Annotated in this window: 22 protein-coding genes; 8 read left to right on the top strand and 14 right to left on the bottom strand. The window is 59.8% G+C overall.

The features are described 5' to 3' along the window. Positions 1–17: 17 nt before the first annotated feature. From rodA to ACF0H7_RS02400, 6 genes are read right to left on the bottom strand one after another with little or no spacing between them, the layout of a single operon-like run. Positions 18–1,121 carry a rod shape-determining protein RodA gene (gene rodA, locus ACF0H7_RS02425; RefSeq protein ID WP_397453806.1) on the bottom strand — a complete coding sequence of 368 codons (1,104 nt, stop codon included), beginning with the start codon at positions 1,119–1,121 and terminating at the stop codon, positions 18–20. 31 nt (positions 1,122–1,152) lie between these two features. Next, positions 1,153–3,048, bottom strand: coding sequence for a penicillin-binding protein 2 (mrdA, locus tag ACF0H7_RS02420; protein ID WP_397451225.1), 1,896 nt, complete (start codon positions 3,046–3,048; stop codon positions 1,153–1,155). Between the two features lie 12 nt (positions 3,049–3,060). After that, entirely contained in the window at positions 3,061–3,528 is a 468-nt protein-coding gene (gene rlmH / locus ACF0H7_RS02415; RefSeq protein WP_322166209.1) for a 23S rRNA (pseudouridine(1915)-N(3))-methyltransferase RlmH, read from the bottom strand. A gap of 9 nt (positions 3,529–3,537) precedes the next feature. Continuing rightward, positions 3,538–3,966, bottom strand: a complete 429-nt coding sequence (gene rsfS, locus ACF0H7_RS02410) for a ribosome silencing factor (protein ID WP_397451224.1) — start codon at positions 3,964–3,966, stop codon at positions 3,538–3,540. A gap of 57 nt (positions 3,967–4,023) precedes the next feature. Next, positions 4,024–4,731, bottom strand: coding sequence for a nicotinate-nucleotide adenylyltransferase (gene nadD / locus ACF0H7_RS02405; RefSeq protein ID WP_397451223.1), 708 nt, complete (start codon positions 4,729–4,731; stop codon positions 4,024–4,026). Between the two features lies 1 nt (position 4,732). Continuing rightward, positions 4,733–6,007 (bottom strand): glutamate-5-semialdehyde dehydrogenase, encoded by a 1,275-nt coding sequence (locus ACF0H7_RS02400; RefSeq protein WP_397451222.1) that lies wholly within the window; start codon positions 6,005–6,007, stop codon positions 4,733–4,735. 237 nt (positions 6,008–6,244) lie between these two features. On the opposite strand from ACF0H7_RS02400, the gene ACF0H7_RS02395 reads away from it, so the two are divergent. After that, a complete protein-coding gene (locus ACF0H7_RS02395; protein ID WP_397451221.1) occupies positions 6,245–6,979 on the top strand; it encodes a DNA-3-methyladenine glycosylase in 735 nt (244 codons plus the stop codon). Beyond that, complete coding sequence (locus ACF0H7_RS02390; RefSeq protein ID WP_397451220.1) at positions 6,943–8,259, top strand: bifunctional DedA family/phosphatase PAP2 family protein; 1,317 nt, start codon at positions 6,943–6,945, stop codon at positions 8,257–8,259. The genes ACF0H7_RS02395 and ACF0H7_RS02390 overlap by 37 nt, the downstream gene beginning before the upstream one ends. A 29-nt stretch (positions 8,260–8,288) precedes the next feature. Here ACF0H7_RS02390 and ACF0H7_RS02385 read toward each other — a convergent pair whose 3' ends face one another. The 3 genes from ACF0H7_RS02385 to ACF0H7_RS02375 form a co-directional block, all read right to left on the bottom strand. Further along, complete coding sequence (locus ACF0H7_RS02385) at positions 8,289–8,879, bottom strand: LON peptidase substrate-binding domain-containing protein (protein WP_397451219.1); 591 nt, start codon at positions 8,877–8,879, stop codon at positions 8,289–8,291. A 61-nt stretch (positions 8,880–8,940) separates the two neighbouring features. Next, positions 8,941–9,657 carry an LrgB family protein gene (locus ACF0H7_RS02380; protein WP_397451218.1) on the bottom strand — a complete coding sequence of 239 codons (717 nt, stop codon included), beginning with the start codon at positions 9,655–9,657 and terminating at the stop codon, positions 8,941–8,943. Next, positions 9,654–10,016, bottom strand: a complete 363-nt coding sequence (locus ACF0H7_RS02375) for a CidA/LrgA family protein (RefSeq protein WP_397451217.1) — start codon at positions 10,014–10,016, stop codon at positions 9,654–9,656. The genes ACF0H7_RS02380 and ACF0H7_RS02375 overlap by 4 nt, the downstream gene beginning before the upstream one ends. 205 nt (positions 10,017–10,221) lie before the next feature. Between ACF0H7_RS02375 and ACF0H7_RS02370 the strand changes: the two genes are divergently transcribed. The 3 genes from ACF0H7_RS02370 (at position 10,222) to ACF0H7_RS02360 (ending at position 13,231) form a co-directional block, all read left to right on the top strand. After that, a complete protein-coding gene (locus ACF0H7_RS02370) occupies positions 10,222–10,677 on the top strand; it encodes a MaoC family dehydratase (RefSeq protein ID WP_397451216.1) in 456 nt (151 codons plus the stop codon). A 151-nt stretch (positions 10,678–10,828) separates the two neighbouring features. After that, positions 10,829–12,562, top strand: a complete 1,734-nt coding sequence (locus ACF0H7_RS02365; protein ID WP_397451215.1) for a C13 family peptidase — start codon at positions 10,829–10,831, stop codon at positions 12,560–12,562. 27 nt (positions 12,563–12,589) lie between these two features. Continuing rightward, on the top strand, positions 12,590–13,231 hold the full coding sequence (locus ACF0H7_RS02360; protein ID WP_397451214.1) for an NAD(P)H-binding protein: 642 nt from the start codon (positions 12,590–12,592) through the stop codon (positions 13,229–13,231). Between the two features lie 119 nt (positions 13,232–13,350). Here the strand turns inward: ACF0H7_RS02360 and ACF0H7_RS02355 are convergent, their stop codons facing one another. The 5 genes from ACF0H7_RS02355 to ACF0H7_RS02335 form a co-directional block, all read right to left on the bottom strand. Further along, positions 13,351–13,650: a YceK/YidQ family lipoprotein gene (locus ACF0H7_RS02355; protein WP_397451213.1), complete on the bottom strand. Its 300-nt coding sequence runs from the start codon at positions 13,648–13,650 to the stop codon at positions 13,351–13,353. Beyond that, positions 13,643–14,272 carry a flavin prenyltransferase UbiX gene (gene ubiX, locus ACF0H7_RS02350; RefSeq protein WP_397451212.1) on the bottom strand — a complete coding sequence of 210 codons (630 nt, stop codon included), beginning with the start codon at positions 14,270–14,272 and terminating at the stop codon, positions 13,643–13,645. The genes ACF0H7_RS02355 and ubiX overlap by 8 nt, the downstream gene beginning before the upstream one ends. Beyond that, positions 14,269–15,618 carry a UDP-N-acetylmuramate:L-alanyl-gamma-D-glutamyl-meso-diaminopimelate ligase gene (mpl, locus tag ACF0H7_RS02345; protein ID WP_397451211.1) on the bottom strand — a complete coding sequence of 450 codons (1,350 nt, stop codon included), beginning with the start codon at positions 15,616–15,618 and terminating at the stop codon, positions 14,269–14,271. The genes ubiX and mpl overlap by 4 nt, the downstream gene beginning before the upstream one ends. A gap of 156 nt (positions 15,619–15,774) precedes the next feature. Continuing rightward, complete coding sequence (locus ACF0H7_RS02340; protein ID WP_397451210.1) at positions 15,775–17,484, bottom strand: patatin-like phospholipase family protein; 1,710 nt, start codon at positions 17,482–17,484, stop codon at positions 15,775–15,777. A gap of 66 nt (positions 17,485–17,550) precedes the next feature. Continuing rightward, the gene (locus ACF0H7_RS02335; RefSeq protein ID WP_397451209.1) at positions 17,551–19,479 is read right to left on the bottom strand and encodes a sigma-54-dependent Fis family transcriptional regulator; all 1,929 of its coding nucleotides are present in this window, start codon (positions 19,477–19,479) and stop codon (positions 17,551–17,553) included. Between the two features lie 281 nt (positions 19,480–19,760). Here ACF0H7_RS02335 and ACF0H7_RS02330 point away from each other — a divergent pair, with 281 nt between their 5' ends. The 3 genes from ACF0H7_RS02330 (at position 19,761) to eutC (ending at position 23,828) form a co-directional block, all read left to right on the top strand. After that, the gene (locus ACF0H7_RS02330) at positions 19,761–21,281 is read left to right on the top strand and encodes an aldehyde dehydrogenase family protein (protein ID WP_397451208.1); all 1,521 of its coding nucleotides are present in this window, start codon (positions 19,761–19,763) and stop codon (positions 21,279–21,281) included. Positions 21,282–21,573: 292 nt separating this feature from the next. Next, positions 21,574–22,968, top strand: a complete 1,395-nt coding sequence (locus tag ACF0H7_RS02325) for an ethanolamine ammonia-lyase subunit EutB (RefSeq protein WP_397451207.1) — start codon at positions 21,574–21,576, stop codon at positions 22,966–22,968. Continuing rightward, positions 22,965–23,828, top strand: a complete 864-nt coding sequence (gene eutC / locus ACF0H7_RS02320; RefSeq protein ID WP_397451206.1) for an ethanolamine ammonia-lyase subunit EutC — start codon at positions 22,965–22,967, stop codon at positions 23,826–23,828. The genes ACF0H7_RS02325 and eutC overlap by 4 nt, the downstream gene beginning before the upstream one ends. The last annotated feature ends 60 nt before the right edge of the window (positions 23,829–23,888 follow it).

The following is a 23,888-nucleotide window of genomic DNA, read 5'->3' as shown; positions in this document are numbered from 1 at the left end:
TGAATTCTTCACCTTAATCAAACCTGAGCGATCCATTTGCGATGCGTATGGATCGACATCAGCACCCCGAACGCTGACAGCAGGGTCACCAGCGAAGTTCCGCCGTAGCTAATGAATGGCAATGGGACGCCTACAACAGGCAGAAGGCCACTCACCATCCCGATGTTGACGAACACATAAACAAAAAAGGTCATGGTCAGGCTGCCGGCCAATAATTTGCCGAACAACGTCTGCGCCTGCGCGGTAATCACCAGACCGCGTCCGATGAGCAGTAGATACAGCAACAATAGCGCGCAAATACCGACCAGCCCGAACTCTTCGCCCAGTACCGCAATAATGAAATCGGTGTGGCTTTCGGGCAGGAAGTCCAGGTGCGACTGAGTGCCCAGCAGCCAGCCCTTGCCAAATACCCCGCCCGAACCAATCGCCGCCTTGGACTGAATGATGTTCCAACCGGTGCCCAGCGGATCGCTTTCGGGGTCAAGGAAGGTCAGGATTCGCTGCTTTTGGTAGTCATGCATGAAGAAGAACCACATGCCGACGGCGACCGGTACCGCGGCGGTGAGCACGCTGATGATCCAGCGCCAGCGCAGGCCGGCCATGAACAATACGAATGTGCCCGACGCCAGAATCAGCAGCGAGGTGCCGAGGTCGGGCTGGCGCACGATAAGAATGAACGGCAGGCCGATCAAGGCCAGGCTCAAACCCACATGCTTCAGGGTCGGGGGCAAGGTGCGCTTGGCCAGATACCAGGCGATGGTCGCCGGCATGATCACCTTCATGAACTCTGAAGGCTGGAAGCGAATGACCCCCGGAATGTTGATCCAGCGGGTCGCACCCAGGGCGTTGTGGCCCATGACGTCCACCGCCACCAGCAGCACCAGGCCCATGACATACAACACCGGCACCCAGCGCGCCATAAAACGCGGCTCCAACTGGGCGATGACGAACATGGCTACCAGACCGATACCAAAGGACGTCGCCTGCTTGATCAGCAAGTCCCAGCTTTTGCCACTGGCCGAATACAGCACGAACAGGCTGCCGGCAGCCAGGGTCAGCAACAGGATCAACAACGGCCCATCAATATGGATGCGCTGCAAAAACGTGGCGCGACGGCGCATCACATCATCACTGGAGAGGATGCGGTCGAAATTACTCTTCACTGGCCGCAGCCTCCGCGTTTGAATTGCTGGCGTACTCAGGCTTGAGTAAACCGTCCGGGCCGAGCAACCAGGAATCCATCACCTGGCGGACCACGGGAGCCGCGACGCCGGAACCGGATTCACCGTTTTCCACCATCACCGCAACAACAATTTTCGGGTTATCGGCCGGCGCAAAGCCCACGAACAACGCGTGGTCGCGATGGCGCTCCTGGACCTTGCTGCGGTCGTATTTTTCGCCCTGCTTGATCGCGACCACCTGCGCCGTACCGCTTTTCCCGGCAATCCGGTATTGCGAGCCTATGGCCGCCTTGCGTGCCGTACCGCGCGCGCCGTGCATCACCTGCTGCATGCCGTGGTTAACCTTGGTCCAGTCAGACGGGTCGCGCAGGACGATGTTCGGCATTGGGTTTTCGTCCACTGGCGCTACGCCATCGACGGTTTTCGCCAGATGCGGACGGTTCCACACGCCTTTGTTGGCCACCAGCGCCGTGGCCTGCGCCAGTTGCAGTGGGGTGGCCTGCATGTAGCCCTGACCGATGCCGAGAATCAGCGTTTCGCCCGGGAACCAGGCCTGACGCCGCGTGATGCGCTTCCAGTCCCGCGACGGCATCAAGCCTGGCGACTCTTCGAACATGTCCAGCGAGACTTTCTGCCCGACACCGAACTTGTTCAGGTAAGACGACAGCCGATCGATGCCTATCTTGTGCGCCAGATCGTAAAAATAAGTGTCGTTGGAGCGCATGATCGCCGTGTCCAGATCGACCCAGCCGTCACCGGTACGGTTCCAGTTGCGGTATTTGTGGTCGTAGTTCGGCAACTGATAGAAACCCGGATCAAAGACACGGGTCTGCGCCGTCACCACACCGCTGTCCAGCCCGGCGATGGCCACCGCTGGCTTGATTGTCGATCCCGGTGGATACAGCCCACGCAGAATGCGATTGAACAGCGGCCGATCCACCGAATCGCGCAGTTCGGAATACGCCTTGAAGCTGATGCCGGTCACGAACGGATTAGGATCGAAGCTGGGTTGGCTGACCATCGCCAGTACCTCGCCCGTGGCCGGATCGAGCGCCACAACCGCGCCACGACGCCCACCCAGTGCCGTTTCCGCCGCTTCCTGCAACTGGATGTCGAGGCTCAGGATGATGTCTTTGCCAGGCACCGGGTCAGTGCGTTTGAGCACGCGCAGCACACGGCCTCGGGCATTGGTTTCGACTTCTTCGTAGCCCACCTGACCATGCAGGTCGGCTTCGTAGAAACGCTCGATCCCGGTTTTGCCAATATGGTGCGTGCCACTGTAATTGACGGCACTGAGCGTTTTCAGCTCTTTCTCGTTAATCCGCCCCATGTAACCCACGGAGTGCGCAAAGTGCGCGCCCTGCGGATAGTGACGAACCAACTGCGCGACCACTTCAACCCCGGGTAGACGGAACTGGTTGACCGCGATGCGGGCGATTTGCTCTTCGCTCAGCTCAAACAGAATCGGCACTGGCTCAAACGGCCGGCGTCCCTGTTTCATGCGTTTCTCGAACAACACCCGATCGTCGGGCGTCATTTCCAGGATATCGACGATAGAGTCGAGCACCTGCGCCCAGTTGCCGGAGCGCTCACGGGTCATGCTCAAGCTGAAACTCGGCCGGTTATCGGCGACCACGACGCCATTGCGGTCGTAGATCAAGCCACGGCTCGGCGGAATCGGCTGAACGTGAACCCGGTTGTTTTCCGACAGGGTCGAGTGATATTCGTACTGAATGACCTGCAAGTAATACAGGCGCGCGATCAGTACACACATCAGCAACAGCACGGCCACACCACCGACCACGATCCGGCCGCGCACCATGCGTGCGTCTTTCTCGTGATCTTTCAGGCGGAGGGGCTGAGACATGTGGGCTACGGATTACTTGTGATAAGGGTGCCCGGACAGAACTGTCCAGGCGCGATACATCTGCTCACCGATCAGAATCCGCACCAGCGGGTGCGGCAACGTCAGCGGCGACAACGACCAGCGCTGCTCACTGCGCGCGCACACTTCCGGCGCCAGCCCTTCCGGACCACCGACCATCAAATTCACGGTGCGTGCGTCGAGGCGCCAGCGATCGAGCTCAACCGCCAGTTGTTCGGTGCTCCAGGGTTTGCCGTGCACTTCAAGGGTGACAATCCGCTCGCCCGGCTGCACTTTTGCGAGCATGGCTTCGCCTTCCTGACGGATGAAGCGAGCCACGTCGGCATTCTTGCCACGGGTATTGAGCGGAATTTCCACCAATTCGAGTGCCAGCTCGGACGGCATCCGCTTGGCATATTCCTGCCAACCTTCTTCCACCCACTTGGGCATACGCGAACCGACAGCGATCAGGCGCAGGCGCACAACGGCCCCTTAGCCTTTTTCGTTGTCTACGTGACCGATCATCGGGTCGAACGGGTTACCTTCGTGAGTACCATGCAGAGCGCGGCTTTGTTCCGCACCGTGCCACAGACGCTCCAGGTCATAGAACTGACGAGCAGCAGCGGTCATCACGTGAACGATTACGTCGCCCAGGTCCAGCAGGACCCAGTCGCTGTCGCCCTTGCCTTCTTCGCTCAACGGCATCACACCGGCGGCCTTGACCTTGTCGCGAACGTTCTCGACCAGGGCGCTGAGTTGGCGATTGGAGGTACCGGTGCAGATCAGCATGTAATCAGCGATGCTGGTCTTGTCGCGAACGTCAATGGCCAAAATGTCGGTGCCCTTGACGTCTTCCAGAGCGGCAGTTGCCAACTTGATGACATCTTCGCTGGTCAATTTATGCGTCTTTTGCTTTGTCATAAAAACTCATTCAACTCGTGTGTAGGGGGACTGGAAACGCCATTTAACTAGGCTGTTTCAACGCGTCCCCTCGGTGTTCGGCGCATGGTACAGCCCGTGCGCGTCGATATAGGCCAGTACCGCGTCTGGCACCAGAAAACGTACCGACTTCCCGCTGGCCAGCAGTTGGCGGATCTGGGTGGCAGACACCGCTAACGGGGTCTGCCAGACGAATGTAATGTGCCCACCAGGCCCTTTCAGGGCCTTCGGATCGCTGACTGCGCGCCCCGCCAGCAAATTGCGCATGGCATCGGGTGATTCGCTGTCGGCGTCCGGGCGTTGCAGCACCACGATATGGCAGTGCTCCAGCAATTCTTCCCACCGATGCCAGGTTGGCAACCCGCAGAAGGCATCCCAGCCCAACAACAGGAATAACTGGTCATCTGCGGCCAACTCGGCCCGCATCAATTCCAGGGTATCGATGGTGTACGACGGTTTGTCCCGTTGTAACTCACGGTCATCCACCGTCAGGGGAGACACACCCGCTACCGCGTGCCGAACCATCGCCAGACGGTCCTGCGCGCTCACGCTCGGTGTGTCGCGATGAGGTGGCCTGGCACTGGGTGTCAGGCGCAACTCATCCAGTTCAAGCAGCTCGGCAACTTCCAGTGCACCGCGCAAATGGCCAATGTGCACCGGGTCGAAGGTCCCGCCCAGCATGCCGATACGTCGCGGCTGCCGTGGGGCTTGCTTCACCGAAGCAGCTGGCTGTTCAAGGTCGGCCAAGTCAGACCGGCCCCTGGCCACGCAATTGGTGACCGTCGCCGATCACGATGTACTTCTCGCAGGTCAGGCCTTCGAGGCCGACCGGGCCACGGGCGTGCAGCTTATCAGTAGAAATGCCGATCTCGGCACCCAATCCGTATTCAAAGCCGTCGGCGAAGCTGGTTGGCGCGTTGACCATCACCGAGCTCGAGTCGACTTCGGCCATGAAACGTCGGGACTCGCCCTGGTGATCGGTGACGATCGCGTCGGTATGGTGCGAGCCGTAATGGTTTATGTGCACGATGGCCTGATCCAGGCCATCCACCACTTTGATCGACAAAATCGGCGCCAGATATTCGGTGTTCCAGTCCTCTTCGGTCGCCGGCACGGCATCGATCAGGGCACGGGTACGTTCGCAGCCGCGCAGTTCGACGCCTTTTTCGACCAATTGACCGGCCATGGTCGGCAGGAACGCCGCCGCAACTGCCGAATCGACCAGCAAGGTCTCCATGGCACCGCAGATACCGTAACGGTAGGTCTTGGCGTTGAAGCAGATGCGATAGGCGCTTTCCAGGTCGGCGTGGGCACTGACATAAACGTGGCAAATGCCGTCCAAGTGTTTGATCACCGGAACCCGGGCGTCGCGGCTGACGCGTTCTATCAAACCTTTGCCGCCGCGCGGAACGATGACGTCGACGTATTCCGGCATGGTGATCAAGGCCGCAACCGCTTCGCGATCGGTGGTTTCGACCACTTGTACGACGGCAGCCGGTAAATCGGCCGCAGCTAAACCGCGCTGAATGCAGGTGGCAATCGCACGGTTGGAATGGATGGCTTCGGAGCCGCCGCGCAGAATGGTCGCATTACCCGACTTCAGGCACAGACTGGCGGCATCAATGGTCACGTTCGGACGCGACTCGTAGATAATCCCTACCACGCCCAGCGGCACACGCATCTTGCCGACCTGAATACCCGACGGCATGAAGCTCATGTCGCGAATCGCGCCAATAGGGTCAGCCAGACTGGCAACCTGACGCAACCCGACGATCATGCTATCGATACGCTCCGGGGTCAGGGTCAGTCGCTCGAGCATATAAGGCGACAAACCGTTGGCGCGGCCAGCGGCCAGATCCTGTTCGTTGGCAGCAGACAGCTCGGCACGCGCGTCATCGAGGGCGGCGGCGGCAGCTTGCAGGGCACGGTTTTTCTGCGCGGTGCTGGCACGGCCGATCACTCGCGAAGCTTCGCGGGCGGCGCGACCCAGGCGGGTCATGTAGTCAAGAACAGACTCAGTCATGGTCTCAGAGGTCTTGGCAAAGAGGAAAGCGGTCGATTATAGCTGTCAGACCCGTCTAACGACAGCGGTCACAGGCGGATGGTCGATAAGCTGCGCAGAAACAAGGCGAAAACTACCTTTCCAAGTCCTAAAACGATCTGTAGGAGTTGCCGAAAAGCACCGGTACTCGTTCAGGCCCGATTAAGACGGTTGTTGGTACAATCAACGCCTGTTCCGTCTCTGGCCCAGCCCACGCCAATGCCTGCCTATACCCCCACACCGCTGCCCGACGCCTTCTTCGACCGTGATGCACAGGTACTTGCCCGCGATTTGTTGGGCAAAGTCATTCGCCATCGATCTGGTACCGCGTCTGACGCGTTATGGCTCTCGGCGCGGATTATCGAAACAGAAGCTTACTATTTCGACGAAAAAGGCAGCCATGCTTCCTTGGGCTACACCGAAAAACGCAGAGCGCTGTTTTTGGATGGCGGGCATATCTATATGTACTATTCCCGAGGCGGAGATTCGCTGAATTTCAGTGCCAAGGGCCCCGGCAATGCCGTGCTGATCAAGTCCGCCTACCCATGGGTCGACACCTTTTCCGATAGCAACAGCCTGACACAAATGCTGCTGAACAACCCCGACGCCAAGGGCGCGCTGCGCACACCGGAACGCCTTTGCTCCGGACAAACCTTGCTGTGCAAGGCGTTGGGCCTGAAAGTCCCGGTGTGGGACGCCAAACGCTTTGACACCGAGCAACTGTTCGTCGAAGACGTCGGCGCGACTCCCCGGCAAATCATTCAAGCCACCCGCCTGGGCATTCCCCAAGGCCGAGATGAACACCTGATGTACCGCTTCATTGATGCCAATTACGCCCGTTTCTGTACCCGAAACCCGCTCCGGCGCGGCCAATTGGAAGGCCGGGACTATTTTGTACTTGAGCAAGGAAATGAGACATGGGCCCATGGCTCGAAAGCATCACTGCATGGCTGACGGCCAACCCGTCGTGGTTGGGGCTGGCGATATTTCTAGTGGCGTGCGTGGAATGCCTGGCGATTGCCGGAATCATCGTTCCCGGCACCGTCTTGCTGTTTGCCATCGCCGTGCTGGCCGGCAGCGGCGCCCTGTCATTAGGCGAAACACTTTTGTTGGGGTTGTGTGGCGGTTTGCTCGGCGACGGCCTGTCTTATCTCCTCGGTCGGCACTTCCACCAGAACATCCGGCGCTTGCCGGGGCTGCGCCATCACCCGGAATGGATCGGCAGCGCGGAGAGTTACTTTCAGCGATATGGTATCGCCAGCCTGTTGGTCGGGCGCTTTATCGGACCGCTGCGGCCGATGCTGCCAATGGTCGCAGGCATGTTCGACATGCCGTTCCCGCGCTTTGCCGCCGTCAGCCTGGTGGCTGCCTCTGGTTGGTCGGTAGCTTACCTGCTGCCAGGCTGGGTTACGGGCGCCGCCATTCGCCTGCCGCTGCCGGAAGGTTTCTGGCCGCAGGCCGGGGTGGTCGCGGGCGCCATCGTAGTATTCGCAGCACTGAGCATTCACGTCAGCGTGACCGGAAAACGTTATGCGACCAAACTGATCGCGGCGCTGAGCCTGTTGATGCTGATCGGCCTATGCCTCGGTTACCCCTATCTGCCGCACTTCGATCAAGGCGTAATGGCGCTGGTCCAAGAGCATCGCAGTCAGGCAGCCGAACTGTTCGTGGTACTCACGACCCGGCTTGGCGACTTCCGCACCCAGGCCTTCATCGTCCCGACCCTGATCGGCATTCTGCTGATTAGCCGGCAGTGGCGGCACGCTGCATTTGCCGCCATCGCCCTACTGGGTGCGGCACTGTGCAACACCTTCGTGAAGTGGGCGGCCGCCCGCGCGCGCCCCGACATTCTGCTCGACCCACTCACCAGCTACAGCATGCCCAGCGGCCACAGCTCAGGGTCTTTTGCGATTTTCATGGTATTGGCGATATTGGCCGGACGCGGGCAGCCCGTGCGCTTGCGCCTGACATGGCTGTTGCTGGGCAGCATTCCCGCGCTGTCGATTGCCCTGTCGCGGGTTTATCTGGGGGTGCATTGGCCAACCGACATTCTCGCCGGGGCCATGCTGGCGTTCTTTACCTGCGCCACCAGTCTGTCGCTAATCCAGTACAAGCAACCGCTGCCCGCACTGCGAAAGCCGGTGTGGTGGACCCTGTTACCGGTGCTGGCCGCGGTTTATGGATTTTTTGCGATGCACGAACTGGCCCGCTCGGTTATTCGATATCAATATTGAAACAGGTTCAGCGGTTTGACGCCTGTACCTCAAGCATGCAGATCGCCCTGCATTTCATCGAGCAGATCCTGAATAGCGTCCAGGCGTTCCTGGGCGTCGCTCAGCTCAAGCAGTTCGATTTTGTCTTCTTCAGCGAAGGGCAGCAGATACGCCAACTGATTAGCCAACGATTGTTGCCCGCTGGCGGTCATGCCCATGTTCAGCGCGGCGACCATCGGATGCTCGGCAAGGGCGGCCAGCAGTGCCACCAGATCATCATCTTCTTCCTGTAACGGGCGCTCTTGCAGCTCATCCAGCCACTCGATATGCGCGACGATCAACTGATCTTTCTGCACCTCGGTACTGACCACGCGAAAACGTCGGCCGCCTTCCACTCGAATGCCCAACAGGCCGTTTGCCTGCTGCTGAAAGTCACGCACCACGGCTTCGCAGCCCACCAATGCATAACCATCCGGTGCCTGGCCGACCTCTTCACCGTCCAGAATGCACACCACACCAAAGCCCTCCCCCTGCTTCATGCAGCGGCCGATCATGTCCAGATAACGCGCTTCAAACAGCTGTAAATCGAGCACGCAACCCGGGAACAGCACAGCGTTGAGGGGGAATAACGGCAAAATCATAAACGTGTCCTTAAACGGTCCGACCGCGTGGGCGAGCAGCGCACAGCATAAAACATTCAACCTAAACGAACAGTGAAACCGCCAACGGCAAGCACACGGCGGTCGCCACACCCATCAAACTCATGGCCAGCGCGGCAAACGCGCCGCACTCCTCACCTTCTTGCAATGCTACCGAGGTGCCGACGGCATGGGCGGTCATCCCCAGGGCCATACCCCGTGCTTCCGGACTGTTCACTCCCAACATAGACAGCAACCCCGGACCAAAAATTGCGCCGACCACACCGGTAATCAACACAAACACCGCAGCCAACGCGGCGACGCCGCCAATCTGTTCGGCCACCAGCATGGCAATGGGCGATGTCACCGATTTGGGCAGCATGGTCATTAAGATCATGTGCTCGGCGCCGAACAGCCAGCCCAACGTCACACCCAGCGACGTCGCCAGCACCCCGCCTACCATCAGCGTAGTAAAGGTCGGCCAGAACAATTGCTTGATCCGACGCAGATTGAGGAACAGCGGCACCGCCAGCGCGACCGTCGCCGGGCCTAGCAGGATGCTGAGGATTTCCGTGCTTTTGCGGTACTCGGCGTAATCAATGCCGCAACTGAGCAAAATCCCGATCACCACCACCATCGACATCAACACTGGCTGCAGAAACACCCAACGGGTTTTCTCATACGCCGCCAGCATCAGTTGATACGCGCCCAAGGTAATGGCGATGCCAAACAAGGGGTGATGGATCACCGAACCCCAGGCACCACTCCAGTCCAGGCTCATGAGAGCTCCCGGCGACGCGATTGGCGCGTGATCAATTTCTGCATCAACCAACCCACGAAGCCCAGAGAAAGCAGCAGCGACAGCACCAACGAGCCGACGATTGCCCAAAAATCGGCGGCAATCGCCGCAGCGTAAACCATGACCCCGACAGCGGGCGGCACCAGCAATAGCGGCAAATAACGCAGCAGGCTTTTGGCGGCAAGACTCAGCGCCTCATCGACCTCGCCCCGGGCCATGAGAAAAAACAACAACAGCACCAGCCCGATAATCGGACCCGGCAATATCGGCAGGAATAAATGGTTGAGCCAGGTGCCCACCAATTGAAACAGCACCAGCCACGTCAAACCTTTCAGCACCATAAAAACCCCCGCGTATTCACGGTGCCATTATAGGCATGCACACGGAATGGCTGATCAATCAGCATTCGCCAAAGGCATAGATCCTTGACCATCCCCGCGCCTCGTGCTGATCTTAAGGCTTGGCGCGGTGAAAACTCCGACGCCCTTGGTGGCTGAAAATGACAGCGACCCCAGCAAAGAACCGATGACAACAAGGAGAGTACTTATGCCGATTGTACCCGTTGCAGAGCTTAAGAATTATGCAGGCAAGGAACTGGGATGTTCCGAATGGCTGACCATCGATCAAGACCGCATCAACCTGTTCGCCGAGGCCACCGGTGACTTTCAATTCATTCACGTCGACCCGGTCAAAGCGGCGCAAACCCCGTTCGGCAGCACCATCGCCCACGGCTTTCTCTCGCTGTCGCTGATCCCGAAACTGATGGAAGACCTGCTGCTGGTGCCCGAAGGTCTGAAAATGGTGGTCAATTACGGACTGGACAGCGTGCGTTTCATCCAGCCGGTCAAAGTGAATTCCCGGGTTCGCCTGAGCGTAAAAATGGCCGAAATCATCGAGAAGAAGCCCGGCCAATGGCTGCTAAAGGCCACCGCCACGCTGGAAATCGAAGGTTCGGAAAAACCGGCCTATGTCGCCGAATCCCTGTCGTTGTGCTTCGTTTAATCCGCTAAAAACGCGAAACAGTCCACACTGACTGTTTCGCTGCCTCTATAAAGCAACCACATAGCTACGGCATACTCCGCGGTGGCTGTGTGAAAGCGACTGTTTTTGGGGACGCCTTCACCCGCCTGGAAATTTATCTTCGGGATCTACCATGCGCGCGCTCTCTCCACTTGCCCCACTGGCACTCATTCTCATGCTCGCCGCTTGCGGCAAAGGCGAACCCTTGTCGCCTCCAGACGCACGTCTGCCGGACGGCGGCCGTTATCGCGGCGACGTGGTCAATGGCCTGCTGCAAGGTCATGGCCGGGTCGACTACCCCAACGGCAGTTGGTATGAAGGCCAGTTCCAGAATGGCGTGTGGCATGGCGACGGCGAGTGGCATGCCAGTAACGGCGATGTCTATAAAGGTCAATTCAAGAACGGCCTGTTCGATGGCATGGGCACTTTGACCACCGGGTCAGGCAGTTTTGTCGGCGGCTTCAAGCTCGGACGCCGCGACGGCGAAGGCACGCTCAAGGAAACCGGAGTCTCCTACCGAGGTGAATTCAAGGCCGACCAGTACGACGGCCTCGGCCACCTGGAACTGGACGACGGCAGCGAATACCAAGGCCAGTTCGCCCACGGCAAGCCCAACGGTGAAGGCCAGCGCAGCGACGCCAGCGGCAATCAGTTCAGCGGCAAGTTCGTCAACGGCCAGCTGGAGGGTAACGGCACCTTTAACAGCGCTGACGGCGATCAATACGTCGGTGGCTTCCACAACAACCAGTTGCAGGGTAAAGGTCGCTACGAAAACAGCGACGGCGACGTGTGGATCGGCCAATTCAAGGACGGCACCCTCAGCGGTGCGGGTGAGTTGATCGGCGCCGACGGCAGCCATTATCAAGGCGGCTTCAATACCTGGCGTTTCTCGGGCAACGGCTTCCTGCGCCTCGCGGATAACAGCTTCTATCAAGGCGGGTTCGCCGAAGACACCTACGAAGGCAAAGGCTCGTTGACCCTGGCCGATGGCAGCGTGCAGAGCGGCACCTGGACCAACGGTCAACGGGTACGAGACGCTCAAGGCAAGCTGCTGCCTGACTCGCTGGACATCGGCTTGCTCGCCCAAGGTCCCCTGCTGGAAAAAGCCTTGGCCGCCGTGCCGGTTTCAACGCCAGCCGTCGAGCTGTACAGCCTGGTCGTCGGCGGCGATGGCAAGCAAAGCGTGTTCATGCGTGAAGCCGATTTCGTCAGCAAGCTGCTGTCCACGCGCTTCGGCGCCTATGGGCAGATCACCCTGGTCAACCATCGTGACCACATGGCCGACCGGCCGTTGGCGACCCGCGAGAACATCAATCGCGCAGCACAAACCCTGGCCCAACGCAGCGGTCCGGAAGACCTGATCTTCATCTACCTGACCAGTCACGGCACCCATGACCATGAACTGGTACTCGACCAGCCACGCCTGGAGCTGACCGACCTGCCAGCCGACGAACTGGCCGCAGTGCTCGCCCCGCTGAAGAACCGCGACAAGATCATCGTGATCTCTGCCTGTTACTCCGGCGGCTTTATCCCGGCACTGAAAGACGACAGAACCGTAGTGATCACCGCGTCCCGTGCCGACCGAGTGTCGTTCGGCTGCTCGGAAGAAGCGGACTTCACCTACTTTGGCGATGCACTGTTTGCCAAGGCGCTGGTCGAAACCGACGACCTGCAACAAGCCTTTAATCAGGCCAAGACTACGGTTGCTGCTCGCGAAGCCAGCGAAAACTTCGAAGCCTCCGAACCCCAAATCTGGGCGCCGAAAGCAGTGATGGCGCATTGGCAACAACTGCGCAAGACTCAAGCCGAGCGAGCGCTTACAACATCTTTGACGAACAAGGAAGCAAAGACCACGGGCAGCCACTAAACTGACGCGTATCAAGGGAGAGACACTATGTACCTGACGCCTCAACACATATTGCTCGGTGGTGCCACCGGTCTGACCGGTGAGCATTTGCTTGATCGCCTGCTCAACGAACCCACTGTCAGCCGTGTTCTCGCGCCGACCCGCCGCCCACTATCCGAGCACACACACCTGGAAAACCCGGTGGGTGAGTTGACGATCACGCTGCCGAATCTGAATGGCCGCGTAGACATCGCCTTTTGCTGCCTCGGCAGCACGATCAAACAAGCCGGCTCGCAGGACGCATTCCGTGCAGTTGATCTGGACATGGTGGTGGCCTTCGGCAGACGCGCACGGGAGCTGGGTGCACGGCACCTGGTGGTGATCAGCGCAGTGAATGCCGACCCGAAATCCAGCATTTTCTACAGCCGGATCAAAGGCGAGATGGAAAAGGCGCTCAAAGCGCAAGACTGGCCACAACTGACCATCGTCCGGCCGTCGCTGTTGATCGGTAACCGCACCGAAACACGCTTGGCTGAACAGTTGGCAGCGCCGTTGGCGAAATTGATTCCTGGCAAGTATCGCGGCATCGAAGCCTGCACCCTGGCCCGCGCGCTGTGGCGGCTGGCGTTGGAAGAGCAGGATGGACTGCGGATTGTTGAAGCCGAGGAATTGTGCAAGTTGGGTAAATAACCCGACAGCACGTCAGCTGTTAAAGCTGCCGAAGGCTGCGATCGACCGAGCATCGGTCGCTGCGATTAAAGCCTTCTCGCAGCCTTCGGCAGCTCCTACCGTGAGTTCATCGCAAACTGTTAAAACCCACCCGTCGCACCAAACCCCACACCCAAAACCGTCAACACCGACAGCGGCAACAGCAGGGTATCGAGCAACGCACTACCCGGCAGGTCAACATGTGGCCACTCAGGTGCTTCAGCACCAAAATGGTCTTTCGCGCAGCAACCGTGGTCTATCGCATACAAATCCAGTCGCGTCCCCGCGTACACCACTGGTGCGCCCGGTTTGGCCGCATCGAGGGTACGCGCCGTCGCGCAGCCAGCCAGATGCAGTACCAGCAGGCTCAGCGCCAGACCTTTGATCCGTCGCTTATTCATCGGCGCCCAAGTGGTGTTCGCCCCAACGTGGCAGCATGTCTTGAGGGATACTCAGCAGGTTGAGAATCCGTGCGACGACAAAATCCACCAGGTCGTCGATGGTCTGCGGCTGATGATAAAAACCGGGCGACGCCGGCAGAATCACCGCGCCCATGTTCGACAGCTTGAGCATGTTCTCCAGATGAATGCTGGAATACGGCGCCTCACGCGGCACCAGAATCAACTGGCGTCGCTCCTTCAATGTCACGTCCGCTGCGCGTTCGATCAGGTTGTTGCAGGCACCGGTAGCGATGGCCGACAAGGTCCCGGTAGAGCACGGCACCACCACCATTGCCGCCGGCGACCCCGAACCCGAAGCAACCGGTGACATCCAGTCTTCCTTGCCATACACCCGAATCTGCCCCGCCGAGGCCCCGGTGTACTCGGTCAGAAAGGCCTGCATCATCATCGGTTTTGGCGGCAGCGAGACGTCGGTCTCGGTGGCCATGACCAACTGCGCCGCCTTGGAGATCAGGAAGTGTACTTCCCACTCTTCGCGAACCAGGCAGTCCAGCAAGCGCAAACCGTACTGCGCCCCCGAAGCCCCAGTCATCGCCAGGGTAATGCGTTCCGGGCCACTCATTTCAGCGCCTCGGCCAATTTGCCGTGCAGACCGCCAAAGCCGCCGTTGCTCATGATCACCACTTGGGTGCCCGGCTGGGCCTGACTTTTCACTCGCGCGATGATCGCATCAAGGGAATCGCAGACCACCGATGGCACTGAACACAAGGCCGCCGTGGCGCCCAGATCCCAGCCCAGGTTGGCCGGCGCGTACCAGACCACTTGATCGGCCTGGTTGACGCTGTCTGGCAAACCGTCACGGTGTGCGCCGAGCTTCATCGAGTTAGAGCGTGGTTCGATAATGGCAATCACCGGCGCGTCGCCGACTTTTTTGCGCAGGCCATCTAGGGTGGTAGCAATCGCTGTCGGGTGGTGAGCGAAGTCGTCGTAGATCGTGATGCCGTTGACCTCAGCCACCTTCTCCATCCGCCGTTTAACGCTTTTGAACGCGCTCAACGCATCGACGCCTTGCGCAGGCACCACGCCCACATGCCGCGCTGCCGCCAGGGTAACGAGAGCATTGGCGACGTTGTGCTGGCCGGTCATGTCCCACTCGACTACACCTTGAGCGACGCCTTCAAAGATCACTTCAAAGCGCGAGCCGTCTTCGCTAAGCAAACTCGCCTGCCACTGACCGCCTTCGCCGGTGGTTTGCACCGGCGTCCAGCAGCCCATCTGAATCACCCGCGCCAAGGCCGGTTCGGTGGTCGGATGAATCACCAGACCTTCGCTCGGAATGGTGCGCACCAAGTGGTGGAACTGACGCTCGATGGCTGGCAGATCGGGGAAGATGTCCGCATGATCGAACTCGAGATTATTCAGAATCGCCGTACGCGGGCGGTAGTGAACGAACTTGGAGCGCTTGTCGAAAAAGGCGCTGTCGTATTCGTCAGCCTCGACCACGAAGAACGGGGTATCGCCCAGACGCGCCGAGACGGCAAAGTTCTGCGGCACGCCACCGATCAGGAAACCGGGGCTCATGCCCGCATGTTCCAACACCCAGGCCAGCATGCTGCTGGTGGTGGTTTTACCGTGGGTCCCGGCAACCGCCAGCACCCAGCGGCCTTGCAGCACGTGATCCGCCAGCCATTGCGGGCCGGACACATAAGGCAGGCCCTTGTTCAGCACGTACTCCACCGCTGGATTGCCACGGGACAGCGCGTTACCGATGACCACCAGATCCGGCGCCGGATCGAGTTGCGCAGCGTCGTAGCCTTGAGTCAGCTCGATGCCCTGCGCTTGCAGCTGCGTACTCATCGGCGGGTAGACGTTAGCGTCGGAGCCGGTGACGTGATGCCCCAACTCTTTGGCGAGCACCGCCAGCGAACCCATGAACGTACCGCAGATGCCAAGAATGTGAATATGCATGATCGACCTCTTAAAACATGGGCGCAGGTTAGCGTAGAGGACCACAAATCGCACCCGCTGTTTAAAAACCAGCCAGAATCGAGCGCGGCATTGGGCGGCAACGGAGACAAAAACGCCCTCGACAGACAACCGCCGAGGGCGCCAGTCCATCGACACTTACAACGCTTTAGGCGGCTGTTCCAGGTGATGTACCTCTGGCGCGAATATCACTTCGTCCGCCACCATGACGGCAGGGATGCCCAGCCCGGCGGCAATCAGACTGTCATTAATGGCTTTTATCGCCGCCTCAATCATTCGGCCCTTGATCATCCACATCCCGGCCTTGGCGGCAGTCAGGTCGACAAAACTCAGACCCAAGGGCTCCAGCGTTTTGCCAACGACCTTATCCAGCCGCTCGGAAATCGCGTCATGCAGGCTTTCGGCTCTGAACAGGTCGACCGGCCACTGGCTGGGCAACTCCTCGATCCCATCCCGCGACCGCAGCCTTTGCACCAACGGAATGATCGGAAGGTGTTTGACCCCGGGATCAAGTACATCATCTGAGCCCCAGATCGCCAGCAGCCCGGCTTCGTTATGCTCACGGGCGTGTTTGAACAGGGAATTGCCCAGCGGCAAGGTAAAGCCGTCGGTGAGGAATTTCTGCGCATTGCGCCGCCCGAGCAAATAATCGTGATGCCGATACTCGATGTGGAAGAGCCCGGACAGGCCGCCCAATGCGCCACAGGCGATGTGCAACTGCGTCGCACCGGCCGGGCGCTCGCGCCTTGGGCTGATCAAAAAACGGCTGTAGACACTTTCATCGGCCGCCAGCGCCAACTCCTCGGCGTTGAACCGAGCCTGGTTGCTCCACGCCCCCATCAACTGTCGAATCAGCGGTAACAGCGCCGGCGGTTGCGGCGCGGGTGTTTCGCTGGCACCGGCGGCATCGGAGAACGGGTCAATCATTAAAATAGTGCGGTGGGCCAGCAGTCCGTCGCGCAGGTTGCAGCCCTTGCGTCCGGCCAGCTCATTACGCGCCAAATCCACCCGAGGCCGTGCCGCGAAGCCTATCGGAAAGGCACCGCTGGCCAGTGCCGTCATGCCCAACGCGTGCCAACCGTCGTGCACATCGGCCGCCCAATCGAGCACCACGTCATCCGCCTTGACCCTGTCGCTCGCCGCATTGCCGCCGTAGCTGATGGAGAAACTGCGAAAGTCCTTGTGCCGTGACCGCCCCGTATCAGCATCCTCAGGCACAGAGGGCGCAAATACCGACAGCTCGGACATACCATCCAGGGTGAAGATATAGCGCACCGGATCGGCGAGGTAATCACGCGTTACCTTTTCGGCCGCCGGAATCGAATGCGCCGGATACTCCAGCGCATGCCGGGTGATCGCCATCAGCGCCGCGCTGTTGAGCAGCGAGCTTAACGCCGCACCGGGTTGATTGAGGTCCTCGCTGTCCAACAGCCGCTCCATCGACATGTCTTGCACCCACGCCTTATAGAACGGGTTCGAGGCGCCGATTTCCCGAACGGCTTCATCGACATGCGCATATCCGCCCTCACCGGCAATCGCGGTGCTGAAGTGCGGAATGTCGTAGCGCGCGGCGACCGCGAGAATCGCCGCGCTCAAGCTTCCGGCCGAAGCGCCGGTGACAACACGGATGCGTACGTTGTGCTGAGGTATCGAATGTTCCTGCGCAGTACCTTTGAGACGCTTCTTTTCCGCCTCCCACTCGTCCAGCGCTTCAATCAAAAAATCCAGCACGCCTGCCGTATAGGCGCCCGCCGAAATGGCCCCGGCCATGACCAGACCGATTTCGAAGGTGTCATCGCTGGGGGGTGGTTCTACCTTGCGACCGTAGCCGGAATGTTCGTCTCCCATCTGGACTTCCTCGTCAGAAAGGGCAGTTCAACGGCCCAATGACTACACAAGCTGTAAAGATTCAGCTTAGCCAAACAACCCGGCACCACTGGAACGATTGAGCCCGTGCTTGCGTAATTTGCGGTAGAGCGTGTTGCGGCTGACGCCCAGTTGCTCTGCGCAGTGACTGATGTGCCATCGCTGCCCTTCGAGGGCCGCCAACAAGGCCGTGCGCTCAGCGTCCGCCAACGGATGTTCGCTGACTATTGGCAATGCGGGCGCAGCGGGCTGCTGGCGAATGATCAGCGGCAATTCATCGAAACCAATGATCCCGTCATCACACAGCGCCACCAGCGTGCGCAATACCGTGCGCAGTTGCCGCACGTTACCGGGCCAGGCGAAATCCAGCAGCGCCTGACGGGTTGCGGCGTCGAGAGAGACGACTTGTGTGCCCGACTCTTCGTCCAATATGAAGTCCAGCAACTGCGACTTGTCGCTGCGTAACCGTAACGGCGGCAAGGCGATTTCGAGGCCGTTCAGCCGGTAATACAGGTCTTCGCGAAAACTACCGTCCGCGACTTTTTCCAGCAGATTGCGGTGGGTCGCGCTGACGATGCGCACATCCACAGCGTGAGGTTCGCCACCCAACGGCACCACCTGCCGATCCTCCAGCACCCGCAGCAAGCGGGTTTGCAGCGCCAGAGGCATGTCGCCAATTTCATCGAAGAACAGCGTGCCACCATCGGCCTGTTGCAGCTTGCCGCGCATGCCCTCCTTGCGCGCGCCAGTGAAGCTGCCGCCGCGATAGCCGAACAGCTCGCTCTCGATCAGGCTCTCCGGGATCGCCGCACAGTTCAGCGCAATAAAGGATTTGTCGCGGCGCAGACTGGCTTGATGCACGGCCTTGGCGAACGCCTCCTTGCCGGAGCCGGTTTCGCCGCTAATCAGCAGCGGCACATCACGTTCGAATACACGCAGCGCCCGGCGGAAATCGTTCTGCAATCCCGGATCGCCCAAACAGAGGCCACTTATCGACGGTGCCACGACCACTGGGCGCACCGGTGCAGCACTGGGCACGCTCCTGGGCTGACCACGCAACAACGCAAACAACCGCCGTCCATCACGCGTGCGCAGCGGCCAACTGGCGCTGGGCTGCGTGCTTGCGCGGCCGAGCAGCTCGTCCAGCGCACACTCGAACAACGACTCCACTGGCTGGCCGAGCAACTGGTTGCGCCCCTGCCCCAGCAGATTCAGCGCACTCTGATTGAGCGCACTGATCCGCCCTTCGCCGTCGAACGCCAACAAACCTTCACTGAACATTCCGACCGATTCGGCCTGCAGGTGAAAGCGCAGCAGCCATTGATGGCCGTAATAGCGCAGAAAATAGCTGCTCTCGATCATCTTCGCCGAGAGATTGACCAACGTCATGGTGTGGAACTGACTTTGGCGCGACACATCCGGGCGCGCCGACGAGACATCCAGCACAGCCAACAGCTCGCCATGGGGATCGAACACCGGGCTCGCCGAGCAGGTCAGCCCGGTGTGCCGCCCGCGGAAATGTTCGTCTTGGTGAATGGTCAGCGCCTGACGCTCGACCAGACAGGTGCCAATACCGTTGGTGCCTTCACAGGCCTCGCTCCAGTCGGCGCCCAGCCACAGCCCGGCGCGCTCGAAAGTCTTGCGCTCGGTCGGCGCAGTGACGCAATTGAGGATCACGCCTCGGGCATCGGTCAGCAGCACCGCATGCCCGGCGCCGGACAGCTGCTGATGCAGGCTGGCCATTTCGCTACCAGCGATGGTCAGCACCTGCTGCATACGTTCGCGGCTTTCCAACAGGCGATCGTGTTCAAGCACGGTCGGCGCCATGGCCAAGGCGGGATCGAGGTGGTAGTCCTCAAGGCAGCGCAGCCAGGAGCGGGCAATCGAAGGATCGCTGCCTGGCCCGCGTGTACGGGTTTTGCCTTGGGCGACAGTGAGGACTTGCTGGGCGTGCCGCGTCAGATGATTGCTGTGCACTTTTTATTGTTCTCCCAGGGAGGTCCGCCCAGCATCCTCCTCGACACCTGTCATTGCAACGCTGCGCCGACTGGCGAGTCAGCCGTTGTGCCGAAACCGGTACAAAGTGTCACCCGCACTGCGTCAAAGCCGCGACAAACAAGGCGTTACGCCACTGCCAAAATCGCCAAAACGCCCAGAAACAGGGGTTCAAAAGGCGCTGGCCCGACCTTTGCTCTACGCTTAATGCAGCGCTACAGCGCGTACTCCCCCATAACCACAATAGTCAGGAGACACTCACCATGCGTTATGCCCATCCCGGTACTGAAGGCGCCCTGGTCACCTTCAAGACCAAATACGGCAACTACATCGGTGGCGAGTTTGTGCCGCCGGTCAAAGGCCAATATTTCGAAAACACCTCGCCGGTCAACGGCAAGCTGATCGCTGAGTTTCCTCGCTCCAGCGCCGAAGACATCGATAAAGCCCTGGATGCTGCCCACGCCGCTGCCGATGCGTGGGGCAAGACTTCGGTGCAAGAACGCTCGCTGACCCTGTTGAAAATCGCCGACCGCATCGAGCAAAACCTCGAGCTGCTGGCCATCACCGAAACCTGGGACAACGGCAAAGCGGTTCGCGAAACCCTGAACGCCGACATCCCGCTGGCCGTCGACCATTTCCGTTATTTCGCCGGCTGCCTGCGTGCTCAAGAAGGCAGCGCCGCCGAAATCGACGGCAACACCGTGGCTTATCACATTCATGAGCCACTGGGCGTGGTCGGTCAGATCATTCCGTGGAACTTCCCGCTGCTAATGGCCGCCTGGAAACTCGCGCCAGCGCTGGCTGCCGGTAACTGCGTCGTGCTCAAGCCAGCAGAACAAACCCCGCTGGGTATCAGCGTGCTGATGGAACTGATCGGCGACCTGCTGCCACCGGGTGTACTGAACGTAGTGCAAGGCTATGGCCGCGAAGCCGGCGAAGCGTTGGCCAGTAGCAAACGTATCGCCAAAATCGCCTTCACCGGCTCGACCCCGGTCGGCTCGCACATCATGAAACTGGCGGCAGACAACATCATCCCGTCCACCGTGGAGCTGGGCGGAAAATCGCCGAACATCTTCTTCGAAGACATCATGCAAGCCGAGCCAGAGTTCATCGACAAGGCTGCGGAAGGCATGGTGCTGGCGTTCTTCAACCAGGGCGAAGTGTGCACCTGCCCATCGCGAGCGCTGGTTCAGGAATCGATCTATCCACAGTTCATCCAGGCCGTGCTGAAAAAGGTCGAACAGATCAAACGCGGCGACCCACTGGACACTGACACCATGGTCGGCGCGCAGGCGTCGGAACAGCAATTCGACAAAATCCTCTCGTACCTGGAAATCGCCAAAGGCGAAGGTGCCGAGCTGTTGACGGGCGGTAGCGTGCAGAAACTCGACGGCGATCTGTCGACGGGTTACTACATCCAGCCAACCCTGCTCAAAGGCAACAACAAGATGCGGGTGTTCCAGGAAGAAATTTTTGGCCCGGTGGTCAGCATCACCACCTTCAAGGATGAAGCTGAAGCCGTCGCCATCGCCAACGACACCCAGTTCGGCCTCGGTGCCGGCGTGTGGACCCGCGACATCAACCGCGCCTACCGCGTCGGTCGTGCACTGAAAGCCGGTCGCGTCTGGACCAACTGCTACCACCTGTACCCGGCGCACGCAGCGTTCGGTGGCTACAAAAAATCCGGCGTCGGCCGCGAAACCCACAAAGTCGCGCTTGAGCATTACCAACAGACGAAAAACCTGCTGGTGAGCTACGACACCAATCCGCTGGGCTTTTTCTAAGCTTCCAGCGTTGTAACAGCCAATGGCCTCCTCGGAGGCCATTGCTGTTTCTGCCCTTTGTAGGAGCGGGCTTGCCCGCGATGGCAATGCAACTGACACACCGCATCGCATCAATCGCGGGCAAGCCCGCTCCTACATGCTGCTTTCTGCGCAAAACCTACCCATCTACGCCCTATTCCGCCGCTTTTGGCCCGATGAATGGCGATGTTCCCCTCGATGGAGTATTAATTGCTTGGTTCGCTGCTTACCGTCGGCCTGACTGGATTCTGGCCGAACGTCATGGAGAATATGTATGGCCAGCTTTTCCCATTCAGTCGGCGCCCAGACTTATCGTTTTGACAGTCTCAAGGACGTCATGGCTAAAGCCAGCCCTGCACGCTCGGGAGATTTTCTCGCCGGTGTCGCGGCCTCCAATGACGGCGAGCGCGTGGCAGCGCAGATGACGCTGGCCGATATCCCGCTCAAGCACTTCCTCGAAGAGGCGTTGGTTCCTTACGAGGACGATGAAGTCACCCGACTGATCATCGATACCCACGACAATCAGGCCTTCGCCGTGGTCAGCCACCTCACGGTTGGCGGTCTGCGCGATTGGCTGCTCAGCGATCACGCCGACGAAGTCAGTCTGCGCGCCCTTGCCCCCGGCCTGACGCCTGAGATGGCGGCCGCCGTGTCGAAAATCATGCGCGTACAGGATCTGGTACTGGTGGCGCAAAAGATCCGCGTGGTCACTCGTTTTCGCGGCACCCTGGGCTTGCGCGGACGCCTGTCGACCCGCCTGCAGCCCAACCATCCGACCGACGAACCGTCCGGTATCGCCGCCAGCATTCTCGACGGCCTGCTACACGGCAATGGCGACGCCATGATCGGCATCAACCCCGCCACTGACAGCACTTCATCGATTAGCGCGATGCTGGAGATGCTCAACGCAATTATCCAGCGCTATGAGATCCCGACCCAGGCCTGCGTGCTGACCCACGTCACCACCTCCATCGAAGTGATCAATCGCGGCGTACCTTTGGATTTGGTGTTCCAGTCCATCGCTGGCACCGAAGCGGCCAACGCCAGTTTCGGGATCAATCTGAACATTTTGAAGGAAGGATACGACGCCGGCCTCAGCCTGAATCGCGGCACCGTCGGGCAAAATCTGATGTATTTCGAAACCGGCCAAGGCAGCGCGTTGTCGGCTAACGCCCACCACGGCATGGACCAACAGACCTGCGAAACCCGCGCCTACGCCGTGGCGCGGCATTTCAATCCGTTTCTGGTAAACACCGTGGTCGGCTTCATTGGCCCTGAATACCTGTACAACGGCAAGCAGATCATTCGCGCCGGGCTGGAAGACCATTTCTGCGGCAAGCTGCTGGGCGTGCCCATGGGGTGCGACATTTGTTACACCAACCATGCCGAAGCTGATCAGGACGACATGGACACCTTGCTGACCCTGCTGGGTGTAGCCGGAATCAACTTCATCATGGGTATTCCCGGCTCCGACGACATCATGCTCAATTACCAGACCACTTCGTTCCACGACGCCCTCTACGCACGCCAGACCCTCGGCCTGCGCCCGGCGCCGGAGTACGAAGCGTGGCTGGAGAAAATGGGCATCTTCACCCAGGCCGATGGCCGCGTACGCTTCGGCGACAACCTGCCGCCGGCCTTTCGCCAGGCGTTGGCACAATTAAAATGAGCGACTTGCCAGTGGATAAACTTCCTACAGAGAGCCCAGACATCTCGCCCAACAAGGTTCTGAATCCCTGGCTGGAGTTGCGTCGCCTGACGCCCGCCCGTATTGCCCTCGGCCGCACCGGCACCAGCCTGCCGACCAGCGCGCAACTGGACTTCCAGTACGCCCACGCCCAGGCTCGCGACGCCGTGCATCTGCCCTTCGATCACGCAGCCCTCAGCGCTCAACTGGCCGAGCATGGGCGCGACACCTTGTTGCTGCACAGCGCGGCGCTCAATCGCGACAGCTATCTGCAACGTCCGGACCTCGGGCGGCGCCTGAATGACGCGTCGGCTCAACAACTGCGCGACTATGCGCTGGCTCATCCGGGCGGCGTCGACCTGGTAATTGTGGTGGCCGACGGTTTGTCGTCGTTGGCGGTGCATCGCCACACCTTGCCGTTTCTGGAGCGCATGGAGGAACAGATCGCCGCCGAAGGCTGGTCCGTGGCGCCCGTCATTCTGGTTGAACAGGGCCGGGTCGCCGTGGCTGATGAAGTCGGCGAACTGTTGGGCGCGAAAATGTCAGTGATTCTGATCGGCGAGCGCCCCGGTTTGAGTTCGCCGGACAGCCTCGGCCTGTATTTCACCTACGAGCCGAAAGTAGGCCTGACCGACGCTTATCGCAACTGTATTTCCAATGTTCGCCTAGAGGGCTTGAGCTACGCCATGGCCGCACATCGCCTGTTGTATCTGATGCGCGAAGCCTGCCGACGGCAGTTGTCAGGGGTCAACTTGAAGGATGAAACGCAGGTGCTGACGATCGATTCAGACGTTTCCACCAACCCAAACGGAAACTTCCTACTGGCAAAAGATGACGATTGAGTGACTCTAGATTGCACTTTCTAATCGCTTTCAGGCAGCATCGAAAAACGACTGGCTGAT

This window comes from Pseudomonas sp. NA-150, assembly GCF_044336365.1.
Classification (GTDB): domain Bacteria; phylum Pseudomonadota; class Gammaproteobacteria; order Pseudomonadales; family Pseudomonadaceae; genus Aquipseudomonas.
This window is presented reverse-complemented; position numbering and strand designations above follow the sequence as displayed.

Excerpts from the sequence above, each read along its gene's own strand:
- rodA (WP_397453806.1), bottom strand. The coding sequence starts at position 1,121 with ATGCGCCGTCGCGCCACGTTTTTGCAGCGCATCCATATTGATGGGCCG.
- mrdA (WP_397451225.1), bottom strand. The coding sequence starts at position 3,048 with ATGTCTCAGCCCCTCCGCCTGAAAGATCACGAGAAAGACGCACGCATG.
- rsfS (WP_397451224.1), bottom strand. The coding sequence starts at position 3,966 with ATGACAAAGCAAAAGACGCATAAATTGACCAGCGAAGATGTCATCAAG.
- ACF0H7_RS02400 (WP_397451222.1), bottom strand. The coding sequence starts at position 6,007 with ATGACTGAGTCTGTTCTTGACTACATGACCCGCCTGGGTCGCGCCGCC.
- ACF0H7_RS02395 (WP_397451221.1), top strand. The coding sequence starts at position 6,245 with ATGCCTGCCTATACCCCCACACCGCTGCCCGACGCCTTCTTCGACCGT.
- ACF0H7_RS02390 (WP_397451220.1), top strand. The coding sequence starts at position 6,943 with ATGGGCCCATGGCTCGAAAGCATCACTGCATGGCTGACGGCCAACCCG.
- ACF0H7_RS02385 (WP_397451219.1), bottom strand. The coding sequence starts at position 8,879 with ATGATTTTGCCGTTATTCCCCCTCAACGCTGTGCTGTTCCCGGGTTGC.
- ACF0H7_RS02380 (WP_397451218.1), bottom strand. The coding sequence starts at position 9,657 with ATGAGCCTGGACTGGAGTGGTGCCTGGGGTTCGGTGATCCATCACCCC.
- ACF0H7_RS02375 (WP_397451217.1), bottom strand. The coding sequence starts at position 10,016 with ATGGTGCTGAAAGGTTTGACGTGGCTGGTGCTGTTTCAATTGGTGGGC.
- ACF0H7_RS02370 (WP_397451216.1), top strand. The coding sequence starts at position 10,222 with ATGCCGATTGTACCCGTTGCAGAGCTTAAGAATTATGCAGGCAAGGAA.
- ACF0H7_RS02365 (WP_397451215.1), top strand. The coding sequence starts at position 10,829 with ATGCGCGCGCTCTCTCCACTTGCCCCACTGGCACTCATTCTCATGCTC.
- ACF0H7_RS02360 (WP_397451214.1), top strand. The coding sequence starts at position 12,590 with ATGTACCTGACGCCTCAACACATATTGCTCGGTGGTGCCACCGGTCTG.
- ACF0H7_RS02355 (WP_397451213.1), bottom strand. The coding sequence starts at position 13,650 with ATGAATAAGCGACGGATCAAAGGTCTGGCGCTGAGCCTGCTGGTACTG.
- ubiX (WP_397451212.1), bottom strand. The coding sequence starts at position 14,272 with ATGAGTGGCCCGGAACGCATTACCCTGGCGATGACTGGGGCTTCGGGG.
- mpl (WP_397451211.1), bottom strand. The coding sequence starts at position 15,618 with ATGCATATTCACATTCTTGGCATCTGCGGTACGTTCATGGGTTCGCTG.
- ACF0H7_RS02340 (WP_397451210.1), bottom strand. The coding sequence starts at position 17,484 with ATGGGAGACGAACATTCCGGCTACGGTCGCAAGGTAGAACCACCCCCC.
- ACF0H7_RS02330 (WP_397451208.1), top strand. The coding sequence starts at position 19,761 with ATGCGTTATGCCCATCCCGGTACTGAAGGCGCCCTGGTCACCTTCAAG.
- ACF0H7_RS02325 (WP_397451207.1), top strand. The coding sequence starts at position 21,574 with ATGGCCAGCTTTTCCCATTCAGTCGGCGCCCAGACTTATCGTTTTGAC.
- eutC (WP_397451206.1), top strand. The coding sequence starts at position 22,965 with ATGAGCGACTTGCCAGTGGATAAACTTCCTACAGAGAGCCCAGACATC.